The organism is Lactococcus sp. dk101 (assembly GCF_009601055.1).
GTDB lineage: Bacteria > Bacillota > Bacilli > Lactobacillales > Streptococcaceae > Lactococcus.
This window is the reverse complement of record NZ_WITI01000005.1, coordinates 96247-117190: the sequence shown is the minus strand read 5'-3', so window position 1 is coordinate 117190 and position 20944 is coordinate 96247. Positions and strand designations below refer to the sequence as shown.

The 20944-nt window shown below is 38.3% G+C and carries 25 protein-coding genes and 1 tRNA gene; 7 read left to right on the top strand and 19 right to left on the bottom strand.

What is annotated here, in order from left to right:
* Positions 1–21 precede the first annotated feature (21 nt).
* From GHI45_RS05855 to GHI45_RS05840, 4 genes are all read right to left on the bottom strand, one after another.
* Complete coding sequence (locus tag GHI45_RS05855) at positions 22–1362, bottom strand: ABC transporter substrate-binding protein (RefSeq protein ID WP_147779888.1); 1341 nt, start codon at positions 1360–1362, stop codon at positions 22–24.
* 11 nt (positions 1363–1373) lie between these two features.
* Entirely contained in the window at positions 1374–2210 is an 837-nt protein-coding gene (locus GHI45_RS05850) for a carbohydrate ABC transporter permease (protein WP_147779887.1), read from the bottom strand.
* Positions 2211–2223: 13 nt separating this feature from the next.
* Positions 2224–3117, bottom strand: coding sequence for a carbohydrate ABC transporter permease (locus tag GHI45_RS05845; protein WP_147779886.1), 894 nt, complete (start codon positions 3115–3117; stop codon positions 2224–2226).
* Between the two features lie 319 nt (positions 3118–3436).
* A complete protein-coding gene (locus tag GHI45_RS05840) occupies positions 3437–4132 on the bottom strand; it encodes an N-acetylmannosamine-6-phosphate 2-epimerase (RefSeq protein WP_147779901.1) in 696 nt (231 codons plus the stop codon).
* 267 nt (positions 4133–4399) lie between these two features.
* Here GHI45_RS05840 and GHI45_RS05835 point away from each other — a divergent pair, with 267 nt between their 5' ends.
* From GHI45_RS05835 to GHI45_RS05805, 7 genes are all read left to right on the top strand, one after another.
* Positions 4400–5218 carry a MurR/RpiR family transcriptional regulator gene (locus tag GHI45_RS05835; protein ID WP_147779885.1) on the top strand — a complete coding sequence of 273 codons (819 nt, stop codon included), beginning with the start codon at positions 4400–4402 and terminating at the stop codon, positions 5216–5218.
* Between the two features lie 151 nt (positions 5219–5369).
* Positions 5370–5789, top strand: a complete 420-nt coding sequence (locus GHI45_RS05830) for a CopY/TcrY family copper transport repressor (protein WP_147779884.1) — start codon at positions 5370–5372, stop codon at positions 5787–5789.
* 18 nt (positions 5790–5807) lie between these two features.
* On the top strand, positions 5808–6179 hold the full coding sequence (locus GHI45_RS05825) for a cupredoxin domain-containing protein (RefSeq protein ID WP_147779883.1): 372 nt from the start codon (positions 5808–5810) through the stop codon (positions 6177–6179).
* Between the two features lie 28 nt (positions 6180–6207).
* A complete protein-coding gene (locus GHI45_RS05820) occupies positions 6208–6480 on the top strand; it encodes a cupredoxin domain-containing protein (protein ID WP_147779882.1) in 273 nt (90 codons plus the stop codon).
* Positions 6481–6491: 11 nt separating this feature from the next.
* On the top strand, positions 6492–8408 hold the full coding sequence (locus GHI45_RS05815; protein ID WP_147779881.1) for a copper-translocating P-type ATPase: 1917 nt from the start codon (positions 6492–6494) through the stop codon (positions 8406–8408).
* 102 nt (positions 8409–8510) lie between these two features.
* Positions 8511–10532 carry an ATP-dependent DNA helicase RecG gene (recG, locus tag GHI45_RS05810; protein WP_147779880.1) on the top strand — a complete coding sequence of 674 codons (2022 nt, stop codon included), beginning with the start codon at positions 8511–8513 and terminating at the stop codon, positions 10530–10532.
* Positions 10533–10657: 125 nt separating this feature from the next.
* Positions 10658–10743 (top strand) — tRNA-Leu (locus GHI45_RS05805).
* Between the two features lie 64 nt (positions 10744–10807).
* Here the strand turns inward: GHI45_RS05805 and GHI45_RS05800 are convergent.
* The 15 genes from GHI45_RS05800 to GHI45_RS05730 form a co-directional block, all read right to left on the bottom strand.
* Positions 10808–11113 (bottom strand): hypothetical protein, encoded by a 306-nt coding sequence (locus GHI45_RS05800; RefSeq protein WP_147779879.1) that lies wholly within the window; start codon positions 11111–11113, stop codon positions 10808–10810.
* A gap of 30 nt (positions 11114–11143) precedes the next feature.
* Entirely contained in the window at positions 11144–11362 is a 219-nt protein-coding gene (locus tag GHI45_RS05795; protein ID WP_147779878.1) for a hypothetical protein, read from the bottom strand.
* Between the two features lies 1 nt (position 11363).
* A complete protein-coding gene (locus GHI45_RS05790; RefSeq protein WP_147779877.1) occupies positions 11364–12020 on the bottom strand; it encodes a hypothetical protein in 657 nt (218 codons plus the stop codon).
* A gap of 124 nt (positions 12021–12144) precedes the next feature.
* Positions 12145–12324: a hypothetical protein gene (locus GHI45_RS05785; RefSeq protein ID WP_147779876.1), complete on the bottom strand. Its 180-nt coding sequence runs from the start codon at positions 12322–12324 to the stop codon at positions 12145–12147.
* A gap of 82 nt (positions 12325–12406) precedes the next feature.
* Entirely contained in the window at positions 12407–12640 is a 234-nt protein-coding gene (locus tag GHI45_RS05780) for a hypothetical protein (RefSeq protein ID WP_147779875.1), read from the bottom strand.
* A 109-nt stretch (positions 12641–12749) separates the two neighbouring features.
* Entirely contained in the window at positions 12750–14168 is a 1419-nt protein-coding gene (locus GHI45_RS05775; RefSeq protein WP_147779874.1) for a cell wall metabolism sensor histidine kinase WalK, read from the bottom strand.
* Positions 14156–14824, bottom strand: a complete 669-nt coding sequence (locus GHI45_RS05770) for a response regulator transcription factor (RefSeq protein WP_147779873.1) — start codon at positions 14822–14824, stop codon at positions 14156–14158. The genes GHI45_RS05775 and GHI45_RS05770 overlap by 13 nt, the downstream gene beginning before the upstream one ends.
* An 82-nt stretch (positions 14825–14906) precedes the next feature.
* On the bottom strand, positions 14907–15161 hold the full coding sequence (locus tag GHI45_RS05765; protein ID WP_147779872.1) for a metal-sensitive transcriptional regulator: 255 nt from the start codon (positions 15159–15161) through the stop codon (positions 14907–14909).
* A 17-nt stretch (positions 15162–15178) separates the two neighbouring features.
* Positions 15179–15493: a thioredoxin gene (trxA, locus tag GHI45_RS05760; protein WP_147779871.1), complete on the bottom strand. Its 315-nt coding sequence runs from the start codon at positions 15491–15493 to the stop codon at positions 15179–15181.
* A 12-nt stretch (positions 15494–15505) separates the two neighbouring features.
* Positions 15506–17158, bottom strand: coding sequence for an FAD-dependent oxidoreductase (locus tag GHI45_RS05755; RefSeq protein ID WP_147779870.1), 1653 nt, complete (start codon positions 17156–17158; stop codon positions 15506–15508).
* Positions 17148–17462, bottom strand: a complete 315-nt coding sequence (locus GHI45_RS05750; protein ID WP_147779869.1) for a rhodanese-like domain-containing protein — start codon at positions 17460–17462, stop codon at positions 17148–17150. The genes GHI45_RS05755 and GHI45_RS05750 overlap by 11 nt, the downstream gene beginning before the upstream one ends.
* A gap of 1 nt (position 17463) precedes the next feature.
* The gene (locus GHI45_RS05745) at positions 17464–17751 is read right to left on the bottom strand and encodes a rhodanese-like domain-containing protein (protein ID WP_147779868.1); all 288 of its coding nucleotides are present in this window, start codon (positions 17749–17751) and stop codon (positions 17464–17466) included.
* 99 nt (positions 17752–17850) lie between these two features.
* Complete coding sequence (gene mnmE, locus GHI45_RS05740) at positions 17851–19218, bottom strand: tRNA uridine-5-carboxymethylaminomethyl(34) synthesis GTPase MnmE (protein WP_147779867.1); 1368 nt, start codon at positions 19216–19218, stop codon at positions 17851–17853.
* 140 nt (positions 19219–19358) lie between these two features.
* Positions 19359–19940 carry a hypothetical protein gene (locus GHI45_RS05735; protein WP_147779866.1) on the bottom strand — a complete coding sequence of 194 codons (582 nt, stop codon included), beginning with the start codon at positions 19938–19940 and terminating at the stop codon, positions 19359–19361.
* A complete protein-coding gene (locus GHI45_RS05730; protein ID WP_147779865.1) occupies positions 19933–20823 on the bottom strand; it encodes a DegV family protein in 891 nt (296 codons plus the stop codon). The genes GHI45_RS05735 and GHI45_RS05730 overlap by 8 nt, the downstream gene beginning before the upstream one ends.
* Between the last annotated feature and the right edge of the window lie 121 nt (positions 20824–20944).

The following is a 20944-nucleotide window of genomic DNA, read 5'->3' as shown; positions in this document are numbered from 1 at the left end:
GACAAGACATTTTCTAATTTATTACTTATTTTTTAGAGCCTTCGAGTATTTTAGGCCACTTTCAATCGCTTTGTCTCCCGCAACAACAAAGTCATCCAAGGCTTGTTGCGATGTTTTTTCACCAGTCAGTACAGCTTGAATCTGAGGATAAAGAGCTGTTCTTAATTCTGCATAACCAGGTGTATTGTTTGAGAAATTGACGACTGTACTATCATTTTTGAGATAAGAATTAATCAAAGGATTTTCTTTAGATTCTGCTGCTGCAACACTTGCACGAACTGGGAGGAAGTTCGTACTAGCTTGAATTAAATCTTTGTTTTCTGAATAGAATTTTACAAATTCCTGTGCCAATTCTTTACGTTTTTCCCCATTTGTCTTGAAAACAGCAGAGCTTAAAATATAAGTGAATGACATCGGATTTGTTGTACTTGGAATGTTGGCAAGACGAGCATCAAATTTAGTCATCGCACCACTATCCATATTTGAAAGGATACCTTGATATGAAACAGCATTTGTAAAACTGATTGCTACTTGTTGGTTTTGGAACATGGTGTTAACATCGCTACTTGAAAGAGATTCGGCACCCGCAGTAATCAGGTTTTCTTTATTCAATTTCTCGATGAAATTCATTGCTTCAACACCTTGTTTGTCGTTGATATTAAGGAGACCAGCTTTATTGAAGAAAGTACTACCAAACATGCGAAGGTACATCATGTTCCATGTGTCTCCTTGATTATCTTTGGCATAAAATCCGAGTGGCGCAACTTTTGGATTTGCAGCTTTTAGTTTTTTCAGGATTGTTTCAAAATCATTTAAATTCCAATCGGCAATACTTGTTTTCCCTGAAATATATTGTTCAAGACCGGCCTTTTTAAACATATCAGCATTATAGACGAGCATTCCTGGATTTTGAGAGAATGGGTAGAAATAAATATCATTATTAATTGATACGTTATCCCAAACTGTTTGCGAGATGTCTTTTTTACTGTCATCGCTGACAACATCATTAAAGTCAGCAAGGAGGCCTTGGTGGGCATAAGTTGATAAAACAAATGATGAGTCAAAAAAGATATCTGGTAGGGTGTCCGTTTGGACAGCCACACTCATTTTACTATCACGCTCAGTTCCGGGAACCACTTGGATGTTTATTTTTGTACCAGGGTGTTCTTTTTCAAACATTGATGCCGCTGTTTTCATGAAACTGTCATAATCAGCCCCTTTTTCAGTAGCTTTATATGTCCCTTTCCATTGGGGCGTGAGCCAAACTTCGATTTCATTTTGCGCTTTTTCAGTTTTACCACAACCAGTCAATGCGAGTAAGGCAATGCAACTTGCGATAAAGATTGATATAAATTTTTTCATTTTTTTCTCCCTTATTCCTTAATCGCACCAGCTGTTGTTCCTTTAGTAAAGAATTTTTGGAACAAAATGAAGATGATGATCATAGGGATAGCGGCCAGAGCAGCACCAGCAACTTTTAGACCAACATTAGGATTGACATCTTGTTGGAGACTTGCGACACCGACAGTAAGAGTCTTCATTTCTTTACTTCTTGCCATCAACAATTGCCAGAGATAGTCATTCCATGTACTAACAAAGTTCAAGATAAACAAGGCAGCTAAGCCAGGCTTAACGATTGGAAGCATCAAGCGCCAGAAGATAGTCCATTCGTTTGCGCCGTCAAGCTTAGCAGATTCACGGATTGAGTCGGGAATCTTTTTGAAATAAGCATAGAGAAGGAATGTTCCAAAGCCTGTGGCTAAGTTGGGAACAATCATTGAAGAGTATGAATCTACCCAACCTAAATCAACAATAACTTTAAAAAGTGGAACGATGAAAGTTTCTTTGGGAACCATGATGGATGCAATGACGAGCAAGAACAAGAATGTGCTTCCTCTAAATTTGATTTTAGCAAAGCCATAAGCTGCCATTGCTGAAATGGCAACAGAGAAAATCCCTGTCAGAAATGACACGATGAAGCTATTTTTGAGCCATTCGAGTGTCGGTTGACCTTGGAATAATTCTGTTAAATTACCGAAATACCATGTTTTAGGTAAAATATCAGGTGGCATTTTGTAAATGTCAGCAGACATTTTGAAGGTATTTGTTAAGAGCCAAAAGAGGGGCAACAAGAAGAGAATGGCTAAAACAAAGACAATAATACTTGTGACAAGGTCAAATTTTTCTAACCGTCTTATTTTTTTCAACATTTTATTTCCTACCTTATTTTGTTTTTAAGAATGACTTCATTTGTGGAATACTGAGAACAAGTGCAATGATAAACATCAATACACCAATGGCTGCGGCAATTCCAGTATGGTTATAAACAAACGCATTTTGATACAAGTAGTACATCATTGTTACAGAAGCATTGTTTGGTCCACCGCCAGTCAATAATTGAATAACAACGAAAATCTTTAAGACAGCAATGAAATTGATGACTACTAAATAGATTGTTGTTGGTTTTGAAAGTGGAATTAAAATGTAACGAATTCTTTCCCATCTTGAAGCGCCGTCTAATTGAGCAGCTTCAAAATAATCTTCAGGAATTCCAATCATATCTGCTAAGTACAAGATGATTGCTTGTCCGACATTCCCAACAAATGTAACGAAGATGATGACCCACATGACAATGTTTGGACTTCCTAGAAGATTAACATTGTGGATTCCCATATTTCCCATCAGATAGCTGATTAATCCGCTTGTTGGTGTGAGTAAGAAGTTCCAGATGATACTCATGACAACCATGGATACCATAACAGGTAGATAGTAACTTGCTCTAATAAATGAAATGTATTTGGGATTTTTATCGTAAACAGTTGTTGAAACAAATAAAGCAAAAACAATCGTTAAGATAACAATAGCTGCAACAAAGAGCAGGGTATTGACGATTGATTTCAAAAAGATAGGATCTGAAAACAGTGTTTTAAAATTGTCGAATCCAACAAAATACGAATCCATGCCGTAAGTTGCGAAGAAACTCATTTTAAAACCTTTGATGACAGGGTAGATGATAAACACAACCATCAAAAGGACTTGGGGGATAATAAATGCATAGCCTGATAATGGATTGTCAATACTTCGAGAACCACTCGTGTTTTTGGTTTTTATTCTCATATTTTTCTAATCTCCTTGCTCAAATCATTGATTTATTCATGATTTAAACGATATTTTTAAAACTAAAAATTGGGACTTACTAAAAAGTAAACGAATCAAGTCGCCAAGATGCAAATATTTGAAACGAAGTTCACAAAAATTGGAAGCTCCTCGTCAGCGCTGTTTACGAGAATACAACTTGTGATAGCGTTTCCATTTAAAACTTAAAAAAAGACCTATTGGTAGTGAAATATTTTTGTTGCTTTCTATCTAGAAGATAGATTGGAAGACCGTATCAATAGGATGGTTTTGATTTCTATAAAATAAAATCATGAAATACTTAGACAGATTTAACGGCGTCGATGAAGCGACTGGCAATTTCCAAAGGACGTGTAATTGCACCCCCGATGACCATGCTGACAACACCTAATTTTTTGATTTCTTGTGCTTGTTCAGGAGTATGGATACGCCCTTCAGCAATGACAGGAATTCCTTCTTTGACGAGTTTTGAAATAAGTTCAATATCAGGGCCTTCTTGTTTGATACTTTCATCAGTATATCCGCTGAGAGTTGTACCAACAAAATGAACTCCAGCCTTGTAAGCATTGACAGCTTCTTCAAATGTTGCACAGTCAGCCATTAACAGTTGGTCGGGATATTTAGTTTTGATTTGTTCAATGAATGCGTTGATACTAAGGCCATCATGACGCTTTCGAAGGGTACAATCAAAGGCAATCACATCACAACCTGTTGCAGCGAGTTCATCGACTTCTTTCATAGTTGCCGTGATAAAAGGTTTTTCCGGCAAATAATCACGTTTGATAATTCCAATGATTGGAAGATCGACAACGGCTTTGATTTGTTCAATATCTCGAACGGAATTTGCCCGGATACCGACTGCACCAGCCATTTTTGCAGCTGTTGCCATAAGAGGCATTACGCCACCTTCTTCGGTGTACAATGGCTCTCCAGGTAGTGCTTGACAAGAAATAATGATGCCAGATTTAACTTTTTCCAAGAACGCTTTTTCATTCACCATTCAGTTTTTCTCCATAATTTATTATTTTCGGATTGTTTCTCCACAAATAATATAGCATACGCTTACATTATTGTCAAGCTCATTTTTGCTATTTTTATAACATTATTAAAAATAAAATGTTTTTGTTAAAAACAAAAGAGAGAGTCTGTCATTACTGACGGGATTTTCTTTAAACAAATAAGATAAGAAAAATAGTTGAAATAAAAAAAAATATATGCTAAATATAGTGTTAGATAAAAAATGAAAAGAAGGAAAGAAACAGATATGAATGTTAAGCAATTAATTAAAGAAAAATATGATACATTGACTAAGTCTGAGAAAAAAGTGGCGAATTACGTTCTATCTGCAAGTGATCGCGTTGTACACGGTACAATGAATGATATCAAGACATATACGAATGTTGGAGATGCAACAATCATTCGTTTTTGTCAAAAATTGGGCTATTCGGGTTATTCAGATTTGAAAATTGATATTGCGAAAGATGATTACTACGAAAAGGAAACACATTCTACCAATAATGATTTGTTTGATCAGAGTGAGTTAGACCTGCATAAAACAATTAGCATCACTAAAAAAATGCTGAATCAAGATTCACTAGAAAAAGCTGTTGACCTTATTCCGACGGCAAAACCTGCTTATATTTTTGGTGTTGGAAGTAGCGGAAATACCGGTCGTGATTTGGAAGCGATGTTTCTAAGAATAGGTGTTCAGTTGAAAGTAGTTACAGATCCGCATTTTCAGGCACAAATTGCTTCAATCTTACGCTCTGATGATTTAGTCATTGGGATTTCACTTTCGGGTAAAACTAAAGATATTATCGATTCACTATCAATCGCAAGAAAAAATGAGGCAAAAATAATTTCCATTACCAATTATTTATTGTCTCCGATTGCTCAATTATCTGATGTTGTTTTGCAAACGGCAACGGATGATTTTTTTGATGGTGGTTCACTTTCTGGTAAGTTTTCACAACTTTTTATTTGTGAAATGCTTGTTAAATACTACGAGAAAAAGGATAAAATTGGTTCTCTTGAAAAACGAGAGTCTGTTGTCAGATCGATTATTGATAAAGCAATTGAATAGAATAAGACTGTCAGTGCTGACAAACGATGAATGTCAATCAGCACTGTTTTTTTTTTTTTTTAAATAAATCTACAAACGTAGTTTCATTATTGACAAACAAAAAAATTAATGTTAAACTACACTTGTAGATATAAAAAGAAAGGAAGAAAAAATGGAACTCAATTTATCAGACAGCGAATTGGTTGTCATGCGCGTGGTCTGGTCACTCGGTGAGGGAAGTCTAAATCAAATTAACGACTCGCTTTTGCAACGTTTTGATTGGTCAATATCGACGGTGAAAACCTTTTTAGCAAGGCTGGTCAAAAAAGAATTATTGGTTACTCGACGCGATGGACGCAAATATATTTATTCGCCCACTTGCACAGAAGATGAAGCCATTCACACCATGACCAGTGAATTTTTGAGAAAAGTGTGCGCAAAAAAACATATTTCCGTTTTGCTTCAAGCCGTTCAAGAAAGTGATTTTACTAAAGCTGATAAAAACTTGCTTGAGCAGACACTTGCTCAAAAGGAAAGTGTTGAGCAAGTCACTTGTGATTGTATGAGTAAGATGGATATCTGCTCATGCTAGAATAATGGAGGAGAAACAATGGTGTCAGTACTTATCGTACTTATAGCGCTTGCCTTGATTGCTTTTATTTTATGGTGGTTTTTTGGAAATCACGAAGCAAGTACGGCACAAGCAGAAATTCATGATGGCATTCAGGAAGCTGTCATTTCAGTCAATGGTGGCTACAATCCGGCAGTGCTAACCTTGAAAAAAGGCATTTCAGCGCGCGTGACCTTCAATCGTAAAGATCCATCAAGTTGTTTGGATCATGTGGTCTTTCCAGATTTTGGTATCAATGATTTCTTGCCACAAAATGAAGATCATGTCATTGAATTAGAGACATCAAAAGATGGTGAAATCAATTATGCCTGTGGCATGAATATGTTTCACGGGAAAATAATTGTCAAATAAATTTATAAAAAGAAAAGAGAAAATTAAAATGTTCGGATTAAAAACATCAAATGAAGTTACTGTCATTGTTGACGGTGGGTATGAACCAAAAGATTTCAAACTTAAAGCAAATCAAGCTGCAAAAGTTACATTTAAGAGAATGAGCGAAAAAGGCTGTCTTGATGAAGTAATTTTCAACGGAGAAAAACGGGAATTGCCCTTGAATACACCAGTTACATTTGATTTTACACCAGAAGAAAAAGGAAAATTTGGCTTTTCTTGTGGAATGGAAATGGTTCATGGGAGCTACACAGTAAAATAAGGAGGTCATAAATGTCAATCACAAAACGTTTTGTTATTGGTTTGATTGGATCAATTCCGTTAGTTATCAGTATGTTTACAGGTTTTGTCGGATTGATGCTTCCTGTTTGGCTTGAATTTGTACTTGGTTCATTGGTGTTTTTTGGATCAGGTCTGCCCTTTCTACAATCAGCATGGGCATCCTTTAAAAACCACCATGCCAATATGGATACGTTGGTTGGATTAGGTACAAGTATTGCTTATCTTTATAGTCTTTACGCCATGACGGTCAATAAAGGAACTTATTTTGAAGCTGTTGCTGTCGTCATCACTTTGATTTTGCTTGGAAGCTTATTTGAAGAACGGATGAAGGCACAAGCCTCTAGTGCTGTTGAAAAATTGATGGATTTGCAAGCCAAAGATGCAGAAGTTTTTCGTGATGGCAACTATGTCAAATTACCACTTGATGAAATTCGAGTTGGCGATTTGATTCGTGTGAAGCCAGGCGAAAAGGTTGCTGTCGATGGAATCATTCGTGAAGGTAAATCAACGCTTGATGAATCAATGGTAACTGGCGAATCAATGCCGGTCGAAAAGTCAGTTGGGGACAGTGTTATTGGCGCCACAGTAAATAGTACAGGGACGTTTAGCTTTGAAGCAACGAAAGTTGGTGGCGACACGCTTCTTGCAAATATTGCTGAAATGGTTCGTCAAGCGCAAAGTTCGCGCGCACCAATCCAAAAAACAGTGGATCAAATCTCTAATATTTTTGTTCCGATTGTTTTGATTATTGCCATTCTGACCTTTACCATCTGGTATGTCTTTATCGGCGATAGTTTCGTAAATGCTCTGGTTTATGCTGTTTCTGTCTTGATCATTGCTTGTCCGTGTGCCTTGGGGATTGCAACGCCGATGGCTTTGATGGTTGGGACAGGTCGGTCAGCAAAACTTGGGATTTTGATTAAAAATGGAGAAGTTCTCGAAGCAACGCACAATGTTAAAACGGTTGTTTTTGACAAGACGGGGACAATCACCGTGGGAAAACCGCAGGTTACGGATATTGTCAGTGTGAGTGGTAAATCTGAAGTTGAAATTCTGGTGATTGCTGCAGGACTTGAGGAGCCATCTGAGCATCCATTGGCTTTGGCGGTCATGAATCGAGCTAAAGAGGATAATGTAGCCGCTTACTCAGCCGAAAACTTTGAAGCCATTTCAGGAAAAGGTGTTTCCGCATTGATTGACGGCAAGCCAGCATTTATTGGAAATGATAAACTTGTTGAAGATTTCGAGATGGACAAGTCCTCTGTTGAAAAAATGCAAAGTCTGCAGTCGGAAGCAAAAACGGTTGTTATTGTCGGCTTTGATGGCGAAATTATTGCCTTGATTGGTATTCAAGACATTGCAAAAGCCAGTTCGAAAAAAGCAATTCATGCCTTGAAGGAAAGTGGCTTACGAACGGTCATGTTGACTGGGGATAATCAACTTGTTGCACAAGCGATTGGAAATGAAGTTGGCATTGATGAAGTTATTGCAGGCGTGCTACCAAGTGAAAAGGCAGAAGCCATTCACCGTTTAGAAATGCAAGCACCAGTTGCTTTTGTGGGCGATGGAATCAATGATGCACCAGCACTGACAACAGCAACAGTGGGGATTGCAATGGGATCTGGAACGGACATTGCAATCGAATCTGGTGGTATTGTTTTGGTCAAGAATGATCTGGAAGATGTTGTGGTCGCCTTGTCGTTGGCCAAAAAGACTTTTAACAGGATTCGGCTCAATCTTTTCTGGGCTTTCATTTACAATGTGATTGGAATTCCGATTGCAGCGGGTGTTTTCGTGGCTTGGGGAATTACAGCATCTCCTGAATTTGCCGGTCTTGCTATGGCTTTGAGTTCGATTACAGTGGTTGTGAGTTCTTTATTGCTCAATGTTGTGAAATTGAAAAAATAAAAAATCAAGACGAAATTAAAAAGCGTGGTAATCATGCTTTTTTATTTGACTTTAAATATTGAATGTCAGAAAAAGCCTTGCATTTTCTGATATAATAAAGTTATGAAACTAACAGATAGTATCCAATTTTTGAAAGGTGTAGGGCCGAAAGCTGCGGAAAATTTTCATAAATTAGGCATTTTTACCATGCAAGATTTATTACTTTATTTTCCATTTCGCTATGAAGACTTTGCCAGTCGAAGTATTTTTGACTTGCTTGATGGTGAAAAAGCAACGATTTCGGGAACGGTGGTTACGCCAGCAAATGTTCAGTATTATGGATTTAAACGCAATCGGTTGACTTTTAAAATAAAACAAGATGAAGCTGTTGTCGGCATCAGCTTTTTCAATCAGCCTTATTTAGCAGATAAAGTCGAAGTTGGAAGCGAAATTGCCGTCTATGGCAAATGGGAACAGGCTAAACAGCAACTCTCAGGAATGAAGATTGTTGCCAGCAAAACAAATACAGAAACAGATGATGATTTGGGTTTTGAACCTGTTTATCATCTGGTGGCTGGCCTGAAACAGTCAACGTTGGTCAAGGCCATTCAGCAGGTTTTGGAAGCTGGATTGCTAAATGAACTCTCGGAAAATCTGCCTCAGTATTTACTTGAAAAATATCGGTTGATGGGACGTCAAGAAGCTGTCCAAGCCATGCATTTCCCGAAAGACATGGAGGCTCATAAGCAGGCCTTACGGCGCGTGAAATTCGAAGAGCTGTTTCTCTTCCAACTCAAGCTTCAGGCACTTAAAAACAAAGATAAAGTGGGTCAATCGGGCTTACAGATTGATTTCGAACAAGCAGAGGTCAATGCCAAAATGGCAGAGCTTCCTTATGAATTGACAGGGGCTCAGTCGTCAGCACTGACAGAAATTTTGGCTGATATGGCAAGTCCGTATCACATGAATCGCCTCTTGCAAGGCGATGTGGGTTCAGGAAAAACAGTCGTCGCAAGTCTTGCCATGTATGCAGCCTGTTTGGCAAATTTTCAAGCAGCCATCATGGTTCCAACGGAAATTTTGGCACGTCAACATGTGGTAAACTTGCGTCAACTCTTTCCAGAATTGCACATTACTTTGCTGGTTAGTGGTTTGAAAACGGCTGAGAAACGCCTTGCACTTGAGGATATTGCAAGTGGAAAAAGTCATATGATTGTTGGGACGCATGCCTTAATCCAGAACGATGTGGATTATTATCGGCTTGGACTGGTTGTCACAGATGAGCAACACCGTTTTGGTGTCAATCAACGTAAGGTTTTTCGTGAAAAAGGACAAAATCCAGATGTCTTGATGATGACAGCAACGCCAATTCCAAGAACGCTTGCGATTACTGCTTTTGGTGATATGGACGTTTCAATCATCAATGAATTGCCTAAAGGCCGTCAGCCGATTACGACACGTTGGGTCAAGCATGAGCAGTTCGGTGAAGTTTTGAAATGGATAAAGACAGAGCTTGATAATGAAGCTCAAGTTTATTTTATTTCGCCATTGATTGAAGAGTCTGAAGCATTGGACTTAAAAAATGCAGTCGCTTTGTATGAAGAACTGATGGATTATTTTGGTTTATTTGCAAAGATTGGGCTCTTGCACGGAAAAATGAAGGCAGATGAAAAAGATGCTGTTATGCAGGATTTTAAAGCGAAAAAGCTTGATGTCCTTGTTTCAACAACGGTAATAGAAGTCGGTGTCGATGTGCCAAATGCCACAATCATGGTCATCATGGATGCTGATCGTTTTGGGCTTTCTCAGCTCCATCAGCTCCGTGGTCGTGTCGGACGTGGAAGTAAGAAATCATTTACGATTTTGGTTGCAAATCCCAAATCAGACACAGGTAAGAAGCGAATGAAAATCATGACCGAAACGCAAAATGGCTTTACTTTAGCAGAAGAAGACCTGAAAATGCGTGGGTCTGGTGAAATATTTGGCGTTCGCCAATCGGGGATCCCAGAATTTATTGCAGCAGATTTGGTTAATGATTACAATATTTTGGAAGTCGCAAGAGCAGAAGCTGTGGGGATTTTTAAACACAGTGAAGATTTCAAAGATTTGCTGGATCAGATCGATGTGAATGGAAGTTTTGACTGATGTTTCTCATGAAACAAAGGCTGTCAGTACTGACAAAACCGAATGTTTTCGCATAAAAGAATTAAAAAATGACTTAATTCTTGACCTGGAGGCTTAAAAATGGTATTATAGTTGAGTACTGTTTTGCGGTGGTGGCGGAATTGGCAGACGCGCAGGATTAAGGATCCTGTGGCCGCTTTAGGCTGTAAGGGTTCAAGTCCCTTCCACCGCATCAATAAATGAGCTAAGGCTCATTTTTTTGTACTCAAAATAAAAAGCTAGTTTGCGCTAGCTTTTTATTTTTCTTTTAATGCTTTGATTTCACGTTTCAAATCAGCGAGTTCTTGCTCTAAATCTTTGCTCGATTTGCGATGTTCTAATTCATCGCGCAACTCTTGCTCTGTCAGTGCTGACACGCTTTGGTGGCCACTTGTGTTTGACCGAGTCTGTTTCCAAATCAAGTAAGCTGCGCCAATCAGCAATGCAAAAATAGCAATCATCATAATAATCATTCCTCCGTTAAAAAAAGTTTGTATAGCCGTTGTTTGCAGTAAATCCATTATTTCCATTTGACCCGCAGAAGTTGCGGAAATTTTGTGCATTATTATTGTTAAACCAACCTGACATCATGATTAGTAGTCCTTCCATTTATCTTTTTTTAGGTCTTGAATTTCCTTTTTCAACTGTCTGATTTCATCTTCGAGTGCTTCATTGTGTTTCGAGCGACCATTGTGTGAATTTTTGCAAAGCAGATAAACCACCGCCCCAATCAAAATTAAGATGAGTATGGCGCCAGTACTGATACCAAAGCTGCCCATCATATCGCCATAACCGTAACTTGAACTCATCATATTATTTATTTCCCATCATTGAATTATAATTTGAAGTGGCATTTGAAGTTGCTCCTGACGTGTAAGTGTCGTTCATCATATTGCTATAAGTTGAAGCAGTTCCAGTCGTGCGTCCACTCATCATATTGCTGTAAGTTGTAGCATTTGAAGCTGTTGTGCCCGTCATCATTGAGCCGAGCTGACTGTGATATGTGGTCATGGCTTGCGTCATTTGGTTGACCCAAGTTGAGTTTTTAAGATTAGCATTTTGCATAATTGTTGTCATGGCATTGACAGCATTTTTGTAGTCAGTCGAAGCATTTACCGTTTGACCAGCTTTCATAGCCGTTGTCATAGCTGACAGAGCCGTTTTATTGGTCATCATGGCTGATAAGGTGTTTTGATTTTCGCTCATGATTTTTGTCATTTGGCTAATCCAGTTTGTGTTTTGCAATTTTTTGCTAGAAATATGTGCCATTGCGTTTTGTGCTTGAGTATAATCAGCTTTCGCTCCTGCAAAATTTCCAGCTTTCATGGCTTGTGTCATTGCTGACAGTTCTTGGTTAAAACTGCTGGTTGTTGTTTGAGCTTCAACTTTTTGGGCATTTTGTGAAAGGGCAAATGTGCCAGCTGCAGTAAGAACGACGAGGCTTGCGCCGATAAGGAGTGTTTTTTTCATTTTAGTTTCTCTTTTCATTTGTGAATGTGTGGATGTTGAGTCAGTTGGTTCAACACAAGTAGTGATTATTATTATTTGATTAGGGGGACTTGTGCTGAATCAGCTGGCTCATTGAGCTGCTGATTTAAAGATTCTGTTTCAGCATGACATTTTCTTGGAACAATGCTTCGTTTTCATGTTTGAGACTGTCGATTTCAGTTTGACTTGTTGGCCGCGTTGCACGATAGAGTGCAAATCCTCCGATTGCAACAGCTAAGATTGCGAGGAGTGATACGAGATATTCGATTGTCATTTGAGTGTTCATTATAAATTTTTCCTTTTTCCTTTGTTGATAAATTCATTATAAATTTTAAATGTGCAGAACTTGTGCAGATTTGAAAAAAATTTTAAAAATTTGACCAGTTGTCATTTTTTGCTTGTTTCATGTCGGCAATTTCTTGACGGAGGGCTGCGATTTCATCTTGTAAGGCAAGATTTTGATTGCGTCGCGCGAGTTCATCTCGTAATTCTTGATCAGTCATCCGAGATCCTTGTGTCATTATGCTATTATGCTGATGATGACTGGCTTCTCCCATATACGCCATGTCGCGGAAAATACTTCCACATCCAAAAAGTCCCATTTGCTTTTCTTCTTTCTTTTTCTTGATAAATTCATTATAAAACTCAAATGTGCAGAACTTGTGCAGATTTGAAAATAAAATAAAAAAAATCAGTACTACTGATTTTTTTTTAATGATAAGGCAATCTTATTTTAATTTTGGTACCTTGATTTTCGATACTTTCCGCTGAAATCTGTCCGCCATGAAGAGAAATGATGTCTTTGACAATACTCAAACCGAGACCAAATCCCCCCGTTTTTCGTGTTCGAGACGAATCTACCCGATAAAAACGGTCAAAAATATGAGGCAAATTTTCTTCAGAAATTCCGGGGCCTTCATCACGAATGACAATCGAAAAATCAGCTTTGTCAGCTCTGACAGACAGCGTAATGGTTGATTTTTCAGGTGAATATTTGTAAGCATTCATTAATAAATTGGTCAGAACTTGTTGAATGCGAACCGGGTCAATTTGGGCAGAAAAATTGGCGTTACCTTGGATATTTAGCAGCATTTGTTTGTCTTTCAAGAGAAGCGTAATGTCGGTCGCAACTTGTTGGATAAGTTCTGCCAGATTGGTCTCTTTTTTACTAATGGTAAATTCATTTTCTTCTAATCTTGCCAGCGTCATTAGATTTTCGACGAGCTTTGTCAGACGCTCGATTTCCTCTTTGATGATGGACAAGTACTCCGAACGCTGATTTTCTGAAACATTTTTTCGGCTAGCAAAATCAGCATAGCCTTTAATCAACGTGAGCGGTGTTCGCAATTCGTGGGCAACAGCTGACAAAAACTCGTTGCGTTGTTTTTGTAACTGATTGAGCCGTGAAGCCAGGTTTTCAATGGCATGAGCCAAGTCTCCAATTTCATCTTGCGAATGAATGTCAGTTGTCAAATCAAACGCACCATTGGCTATTTTTTCGGTCGTATCTTTCAATTCGAGCAAAGGTTTTGTGATTTTTCGAGACAGATAATATGTCAAAATGGCAGTCAAAATGAATGTTAAAAACAGAAGAAGTAGGAAAACAAGACCAATTTGAAGCAGTGTTTGACGGATTGGTTTCGTTTCTAAGAATAAGTAAACCGTCCCCAAAATTTTTCCATCTTTCTCAATTCGATTCATCGAAACGATATAATCATCTTTGAAAAGCTGATAATGGAGGACTTTTTGACTTGAATTAACATTTTCTAAGGATTTAATGTGAGTTTGCATTTGAGCAGTGACAGCATTCGAACTTCCAATGATGTCGTGATTTTCATTTTGGATGACAATTTCTTGGCTGCTATTTTTCTCAAGCATAATGGCGTGTTTGACCATATTTGTATCAAATTCCATACTTAAAACGGAAGAAAAATTTTCACCACGATTGACCAATGAATTAACCTGGTTGTTGATGACCGAATTGAAAATGAACAGATAAAATCCGACAAACAGCCATAATTCTATCAGTAAAATGAGGATTAAATAAAGAAAACTAATTTTGACAGATATTTTATCGCGGAAGCGGTGCGTTTTATCATTTTTTACAAATAAATTTCTTAACTTTCCCATTTATATCCCACTCCATAGATTGTTTTTAGGAAATTATCGACTTGAAAACCAGTGTCGCGCAATTTTTCACGTAGATTTCTGATGTGCGAGTCAACCGTGCGATTGTCAACATCTGAAGTATATCCCCAAACGGCTTCTATCAAGTGGTCACGACTGAAAACTTGGTTCTGATTTTCCAAAAACAAAGTCAATAATTCAAATTCTTTTGGCGTAAAAACCAGAATTTGAGCATTGACGCGCGCTTGAAAAGTCGTCGGATTGAGAGAAATACCTTGAAAGTTGAGTCCATCAGTCTTGTCTGATCGGCGGAGCAAAGCGGCAACCCGAGCCAGCAATATTTTCTCATCAAAGGGCTTTGTAATATAATCATCGGCACCATTTTCCAAACCGAAAACCATGTCATCAGCAGCATCTCTAGCCGTTAGCATGATGATTGGAATTTGACTAAATTCCCGAATGTGCTTGCAAACTTGCCAGCCATCCATTTCTGGCATCATCACATCAAGTAAAATCAAATCAAATGCTTCATTTTTCACACGTTCAATGGCCGTCAGAGCTGACAGCTCTTTTTCGCAGTGATAACCAGCGTCTTCGAGATACAAAGTTAGTAAATTGAGCAGCCGACTTTCATCATCGACCAGTAGGATAGATTTCATGAGTAACCTTCTTTACTTCAGATAGCGTCATTATACAACCTTTTTAAAAAAATGCAAAATAAAACTGTCAGAACTGACAGCTTTATTTTTTGACAATCATTTTTATTGCTTGATCAATTTTTGCATCTTGATTGTCAGGATTACTTGTTAAAAGGCAATTCTTGAGATTTTCTGCCACAATTACCCCAATCAAATTGTCAATACTTGAGCGAACCGCAGTCAGCTGAGTAATGACATTGATACAGTCTTGTTCTTCCGCCATCATTCGCAAAACGGCATGAAGTTGCCCGTCAGCTCGCTTGAGTCGGTTGACCATTTTTTTGTCATAAATCTCCATGTGATGCCCTTTCTATATTAGGAAAGTTGTTGAATGATTTCCTGAAGTTGTGTTTTTGTATGGACGCCAACAATTTTTTTAACGACTTGTCCATTTTTCTTGAACATCAAAGTTGGAATACTCATGATATTGAAATTAAATGGCGTATTTGGGTTTTCATCGACATTTAATTTGACGATTTTGAGTTGGTCTTCTGAATATTCTTGAGCCAGTTGTTCAAGAATAGGGGATTGCATACGACAAGGGCCACACCATTCTGCCCAAAAGTCAATCAATACAAGTCCATTTCGTGTTTCATCTTTAAATGTTGCATCTGTGATATTATGGTTCATTTTTATCCAATCTTATTTATTAAGAAGTTCATTGTCAACTTTGCTGTAAAGTCCAAAAGCGCCGTCAAGATTTTTCACATCAAATCCAGCCGCTTTAAGAATGCGTTCGGCATTATAAGAGCGTAAACCAGATTGACAGCTTACGATATAAGCCTGATTTTTGTCAAGTTCAGATAGACGACCGCGAAGCTCATCAAGTGGTATATTTACTGAATTTTTGAAACTTCCGCGTTTGATTTCTCCTGGATTTCTGACGTCAAGCAAAAGTTTACCGGCTGTCAACTCAGCTTTCAATTCGTGCCATTGAATATTATCAGAAATTCCCATTGCGATATTCATTGCGGCATAACCAATCATATTGACAGGGTCTTTTGCAGAGCCAAATGGAGGAGCATATGTAAATTCAAGTTCAGGCAAGTCGTAAATGGTCAAGCCAGCTTTGATAGCCGTTGAGAGAATGTCAATTCGTTTGTCAACACCATTTTTTCCGACCGCTTGAGCACCGTAAATTTCACCATTTTCAGGATTGAAAATCAATTTTAACAAAATAGAGCTACTTCCAGGATAATAACCAGCGTGGTTATTTGCGGTAATGTGAACCACTTTATGTGTCAATCCCAGTTGAATCGCAGTCTGTTCAGAAAGTCCTGTGGAAGCAGCAGCCAAATCAAAAGTACGAACAATGGCTGTCCCAATACTTCCTTTATTTTTAACAGGCAATCCAGAGAGGATGTCTGCAACCTGCCGACCTTGACGGTTTGCAGGACTTGCTAAAGAAATCAAACTATCTTGCTGTGAAATTTGATTTTTAACCACAATGGCATCACCTACAGCATAAATATCCTTGACAGAAGTTTCATAGTTTTCATCAACCAAAATACCCCCGCGTAAACCAAGGTTTACACCAGCTTTTTCGGCTAAGCTTCCATCAGGTTGAATTCCGACAGAAAGAATGGTCAAATCAGTTGAAATCTCAGAGCCATCATCAAGAAAAACACGGTCTTTCGCAACTTTAACGACTGATTTACCTGTTAAAACAATCAAGCCATGATTTTTAACAAGTTCTTCTCGAACTAAAGCTGCCATTTCAATATCTAATGTTGGTAAGACATGATCAGCTCGTTCAATAATGGTAACTTTCATGCCACGTTTTTCAAGATTTTCAGCCATTTCCAAGCCGATAAATCCAGCACCAACAACAACCGCAGTTTTTAAAGGACGTTGCTCAATATGTGCAACAATCTTGTCAACATCAGGAATATTACGCAGCGTAAAGACATTTGTCACTTCTGACAGACCCTCGAGATTTGGAACGATTGGTTTTGCCCCAGGAGACAAGATGAGTTGATCATAGGTTTCCGTATAAACTTTTCCGTCAGCACGGACAACTACTTCATGATTGTCTGGATGAATCTCGATTACCTCCGAGTTTTCACGAATATCGAGATCAAAACGTTTTGTCAATGCTTCAGCACTTTGGACAATCAATTTCTCCCGTTTTTCGATTTCGCCACCTACATAATAGGGAAGTCCACAGTTTGCAAATGAAACATGGGGGACTTTTTCGAAGACAATAATCTCAGCATCCTGCTGTAAACGACGTAAACGTGTCGCAGCTGACATGCCACCAGCAACACCGCCAACAATGAGATATTTATGAGCCATTAATAACCTTACCTCGCCATGAATTCATGCCACCACTGACGTTGACAACATTCATGTTTTTCTTTTTTAATATTTTATAAGCATTTTTACTACGTAAACCAGATTGACAAATGGTGTAAACTTTAGTGTCTGATGGTGCTGAAAATTGACCAATCTGACCAAGTGGGATATTTCTTGCCCCTTTGATGTGACCAGCACGAAATTCACTTGGTTCACGAACGTCGATTAACTGAGTTTTGTGTTGTTGTAAGAGTTGAGAAAGTTCGTCAGTACTGACGCTGTCTATTTTTGTAAATCCAAACATCTTACACCGCCAAGCAACCGTCCCAAGCAGAAGTTCCACCAAGTACATTGATGACTTCTTTACCTTGAGCAGTTAAATATTGACAGGCCGTCATTGAACGCGCACCTGATTGGCAAATGATGTAGCTACCGTCTTTGATTTCAGAAACGCGGCTGTCAAGCTCACTAAGTGGAATATTTTTAGCAGTTGGAACATGACCTGCTTCATATTCGAATGATTCGCGGACGTCGATGACTATAGCGTCATCTTTCATTGCTTCGATAAGCTCTTGCATGTTGACAGATTTCATTGTTTTCTCCAATAAGTTTTATTTGATAATCAAATTATATACCATATGGGGTATTTTAACAAATTTTTTAAACTAAAAAAGAGCAAAAACGCTCTTTTTTTATTTTCCCAAACAGAATTGTGAGAAGAGTTGCGTAATCAGCTCATCAGGAGCGGCGTCCCCAGTAATTTCTCCAAGAATTTGCCAGCAACGCGTTACATCAACTTGGATTAAATCAACAGGCAAGCCTGCAGCAAGGCCTTCATTTGCTTCTGTCAATGCTGACAATGCCTTTTCGACCAAGCCAACGTGACGGGCGTTTGAAAGGACTGTAGCATCTTTGGCTTCGATTTCGCCAGCAAAAAAGATGGCGTTGATTTTTTCTTCAACAGCATCAAGGTTTTCATTTTTCAAAGCAGAAATACGAATGAAATCAGCTGGAAGCTTGTCCAATTCAATCTTTTCTGGCAAATCTGTCTTGTTCAATAGGACAATGCGGTTGCTTGAAGCAGACAGCTCCAAAAGTTCCAAATCTTTGTCTGTCAGCTCTGACGACGCATCAAGCACTAAAAGCACCAAATCAGCTTCGTTGAGCGCTTTTTTAGAACGTTCGACCCCGATTTTTTCGACAATATCTTCTGTATCACGAATACCTGCTGTATCAATCAATTCGAGTGGCACGCCACCAATATTGGCAAACTCTGTAATGACATCACGCGTTGTTCCAGCAATATCAGTTACAATCGCTTTTTCTTCACGCAAAAGTTGATTGAGCAAACTTGATTTTCCGACATTTGGTCGTCCAATAATTGCCGTTTTTAAACCTTCACGCAAAATTTTACCACGTTTAGCCGTTGACAAAAGATTTTCCAACAAGTTTTGGAAATGGGCCGTCTTTTCAAGCAACATTTGTGAAGTCATCGTTTCAACATCGTCGTATTCCGGATAATCAATATTGACCTCAACTTGAGCCAGTGATTCGAGAATTTCTTGACGAATGTTATTGATCAATGTTGAAAGTGAACCATCAAGTTGCTTAATCGCAATGTTTGCAGCCTTGTCTGTCTTTGCACGAATCAAATCCATGACTGATTCGGCTTGAGCTAAGTCAATGCGGCCATTTAAGAAAGCCCGTTTGGTAAATTCACCAGGTTCAGCTAATCGAGCCCCGTTTCTGAGCAGAACTTGCAAAATTTCTTGTGTTACCGCAATACCACCATGGGTATTTATTTCGACAATGTCTTCACGCGTAAATGTTTTTGGCGCACGCATGACAGAAACCATGACTTCATCTATCAAAGTTTCCTTTTCAACGATATGACCATAATTGATGGTATGTGAATTGACTTGAGTTAAGTCTTTCCCTTTAAAAACAGAAGTCGCAATCTTTACAGCTTCTGTTCCTGATAAACGAACAATCGAAATCGCTCCTTCACCAAGTGGTGTTGAGATTGCCGCGATTGTATCGAATTCTTGTGTTAATGTCATTTAATAATCCTTTATATCTGTTTATTTCAAACAGTCATCAGTTCTTAGTTCTATTATAAGTCAAAATGAGGTGCGATAGCAAATGTTATTATTTATTCTTTTCATACAAGAAAGCCACTTCCAAAGAAGTAGCTTTTATTTTAATATATAAGTCTTGCGATAACAAATGCGAGTAAACAAGTCAAAATACCGAAACTCAAATCTTTTAAACTGTGTCGTTTGAGGTGCAATGAAGACCAAATGACCAACACAGCAGAAATAAGACAAGGGATAATCAATTTCCAATCCACTAGATAAACAAAGAAAATCAGTGGGCCAGTAAAACTACAGGCATGGCCACTTGCTTTGATATGAAATAGCTTGTTAAAAATCGTCAAAATAACGACAGAAATAAAATAAGTCAAACAAATAAGTTTAATTTCGATTGCTGTTTGAGCCAGGATAGACCAGATTAAAGCAGCAGTGTATCCAACTAAGCTGAGGACAAAAGCCAATTTACGTTGGCTGTCTCGTCCTCCTTTTTTCAAGGCTGGGATAAGCATTTGCAATGGATAAGCCAAGATAGGAACGATGCCAAGCATTAAAAAGCAAAGAAAAATCTCACTTGGTTGGCTAAAAATATCTGGTCTTTTTAAAGCAAGAACAAGAAGGAGCCAAATTACCATCAATGGTGGAATAGAAACCACGCGAATAATTTTGGCAAGTAAATCACTTTTACTCATCTCCACGTTGTTCCCCCCAGAAGAAGAGGGCCACCGTTCCAGGTCCAGTATGACTACCGATTGTTGTGCCAACATCGTAGATTTCAACTTTTCCATTTAATTTAGGGAAAGAAGCTTCAACTAAATCAGCTACTGCACGGGCATCATCATAGCAAGCTGAATGCGAAATGTAGCATTTTCCAGAATAATCAAGCTTGTCTTGAGCACCCTCTTGCATTTTTTTGACAATTTGTTGAATGACTTTACGTTTGCCACGGATTTTGAAACGTGGAATCAATTTCCCAGCGTTATTCATGTCAAGCAAAGGGCAGATATTCAAGATATTACCAATTGCACCAGATGTTTTTGAAACACGTCCGCCTTTGATATAAAAAGTCAAATCCGTTGAGAAGAACCAGTGGTTCAACTTCAGTTTATTGGCTTCAATCCATGTATAAACTTCGTCCATGTCCATGCCAGAATCGCGGAGATCAGCAGCTTTATCAACTAATAAGCCAAAACCTGATGAGGCAGCCAAAGAGTCAGAAATCAAAATCTTGCGGTCTGGATATTTTTCTTCAAGCATTGTTTTTGCAATGTTTGCTGAGTTAACAACACCAGAAAGTCCAGATGACAAGCTAAGGTGTAAAATATCATAGCCGTCTTTCAAAAATGGTTCGAAATAATCTTGGAATTCTTCAGCATTGATTTGAGAAGTTTTGGTTTCGGCACCGTCTTGCATGGCTTGATAAAAGTCAGAAAATGGCAGTGATTCGCCCAAATCATCAAGGTATTGCTTGCCATCTAATTCAAAATGGAAACAAATGTACTGAAGATTACGTTCTTCTAAATGTTTCTTTGTTAAATCGGCAGTTGATTCACAACTAATAATGTATTTGCTCATTGATGATAATACTCCTTAAAAGATTCTTAAGTTTTGTTTTAAGTTACTAACTATTGATACAAATTGTAACATTTATTAGGTGTTTTTTCAATCATCTTCTCCAATAATAGTGATTGCTATG

Excerpts from the sequence above, each read along its gene's own strand:
- GHI45_RS05855 (WP_147779888.1), bottom strand. The coding sequence starts at position 1,362 with ATGAAAAAATTTATATCAATCTTTATCGCAAGTTGCATTGCCTTACTC.
- GHI45_RS05850 (WP_147779887.1), bottom strand. The coding sequence starts at position 2,210 with ATGTTGAAAAAAATAAGACGGTTAGAAAAATTTGACCTTGTCACAAGT.
- GHI45_RS05845 (WP_147779886.1), bottom strand. The coding sequence starts at position 3,117 with ATGAGAATAAAAACCAAAAACACGAGTGGTTCTCGAAGTATTGACAAT.
- GHI45_RS05835 (WP_147779885.1), top strand. The coding sequence starts at position 4,400 with ATGAATGTTAAGCAATTAATTAAAGAAAAATATGATACATTGACTAAG.
- GHI45_RS05830 (WP_147779884.1), top strand. The coding sequence starts at position 5,370 with ATGGAACTCAATTTATCAGACAGCGAATTGGTTGTCATGCGCGTGGTC.
- GHI45_RS05825 (WP_147779883.1), top strand. The coding sequence starts at position 5,808 with ATGGTGTCAGTACTTATCGTACTTATAGCGCTTGCCTTGATTGCTTTT.
- GHI45_RS05820 (WP_147779882.1), top strand. The coding sequence starts at position 6,208 with ATGTTCGGATTAAAAACATCAAATGAAGTTACTGTCATTGTTGACGGT.
- GHI45_RS05815 (WP_147779881.1), top strand. The coding sequence starts at position 6,492 with ATGTCAATCACAAAACGTTTTGTTATTGGTTTGATTGGATCAATTCCG.
- recG (WP_147779880.1), top strand. The coding sequence starts at position 8,511 with ATGAAACTAACAGATAGTATCCAATTTTTGAAAGGTGTAGGGCCGAAA.
- GHI45_RS05800 (WP_147779879.1), bottom strand. The coding sequence starts at position 11,113 with ATGCACAAAATTTCCGCAACTTCTGCGGGTCAAATGGAAATAATGGAT.
- GHI45_RS05795 (WP_147779878.1), bottom strand. The coding sequence starts at position 11,362 with ATGATGAGTTCAAGTTACGGTTATGGCGATATGATGGGCAGCTTTGGT.
- GHI45_RS05790 (WP_147779877.1), bottom strand. The coding sequence starts at position 12,020 with ATGAAAAAAACACTCCTTATCGGCGCAAGCCTCGTCGTTCTTACTGCA.
- GHI45_RS05785 (WP_147779876.1), bottom strand. The coding sequence starts at position 12,324 with ATGAACACTCAAATGACAATCGAATATCTCGTATCACTCCTCGCAATC.
- GHI45_RS05780 (WP_147779875.1), bottom strand. The coding sequence starts at position 12,640 with ATGGGACTTTTTGGATGTGGAAGTATTTTCCGCGACATGGCGTATATG.
- GHI45_RS05775 (WP_147779874.1), bottom strand. The coding sequence starts at position 14,168 with ATGGGAAAGTTAAGAAATTTATTTGTAAAAAATGATAAAACGCACCGC.
- GHI45_RS05770 (WP_147779873.1), bottom strand. The coding sequence starts at position 14,824 with ATGAAATCTATCCTACTGGTCGATGATGAAAGTCGGCTGCTCAATTTA.
- GHI45_RS05765 (WP_147779872.1), bottom strand. The coding sequence starts at position 15,161 with ATGGAGATTTATGACAAAAAAATGGTCAACCGACTCAAGCGAGCTGAC.
- trxA (WP_147779871.1), bottom strand. The coding sequence starts at position 15,493 with ATGAACCATAATATCACAGATGCAACATTTAAAGATGAAACACGAAAT.
- GHI45_RS05755 (WP_147779870.1), bottom strand. The coding sequence starts at position 17,158 with ATGGCTCATAAATATCTCATTGTTGGCGGTGTTGCTGGTGGCATGTCA.
- GHI45_RS05750 (WP_147779869.1), bottom strand. The coding sequence starts at position 17,462 with ATGTTTGGATTTACAAAAATAGACAGCGTCAGTACTGACGAACTTTCT.
- GHI45_RS05745 (WP_147779868.1), bottom strand. The coding sequence starts at position 17,751 with ATGAAATCTGTCAACATGCAAGAGCTTATCGAAGCAATGAAAGATGAC.
- mnmE (WP_147779867.1), bottom strand. The coding sequence starts at position 19,218 with ATGACATTAACACAAGAATTCGATACAATCGCGGCAATCTCAACACCA.
- GHI45_RS05735 (WP_147779866.1), bottom strand. The coding sequence starts at position 19,940 with ATGAGTAAAAGTGATTTACTTGCCAAAATTATTCGCGTGGTTTCTATT.
- GHI45_RS05730 (WP_147779865.1), bottom strand. The coding sequence starts at position 20,823 with ATGAGCAAATACATTATTAGTTGTGAATCAACTGCCGATTTAACAAAG.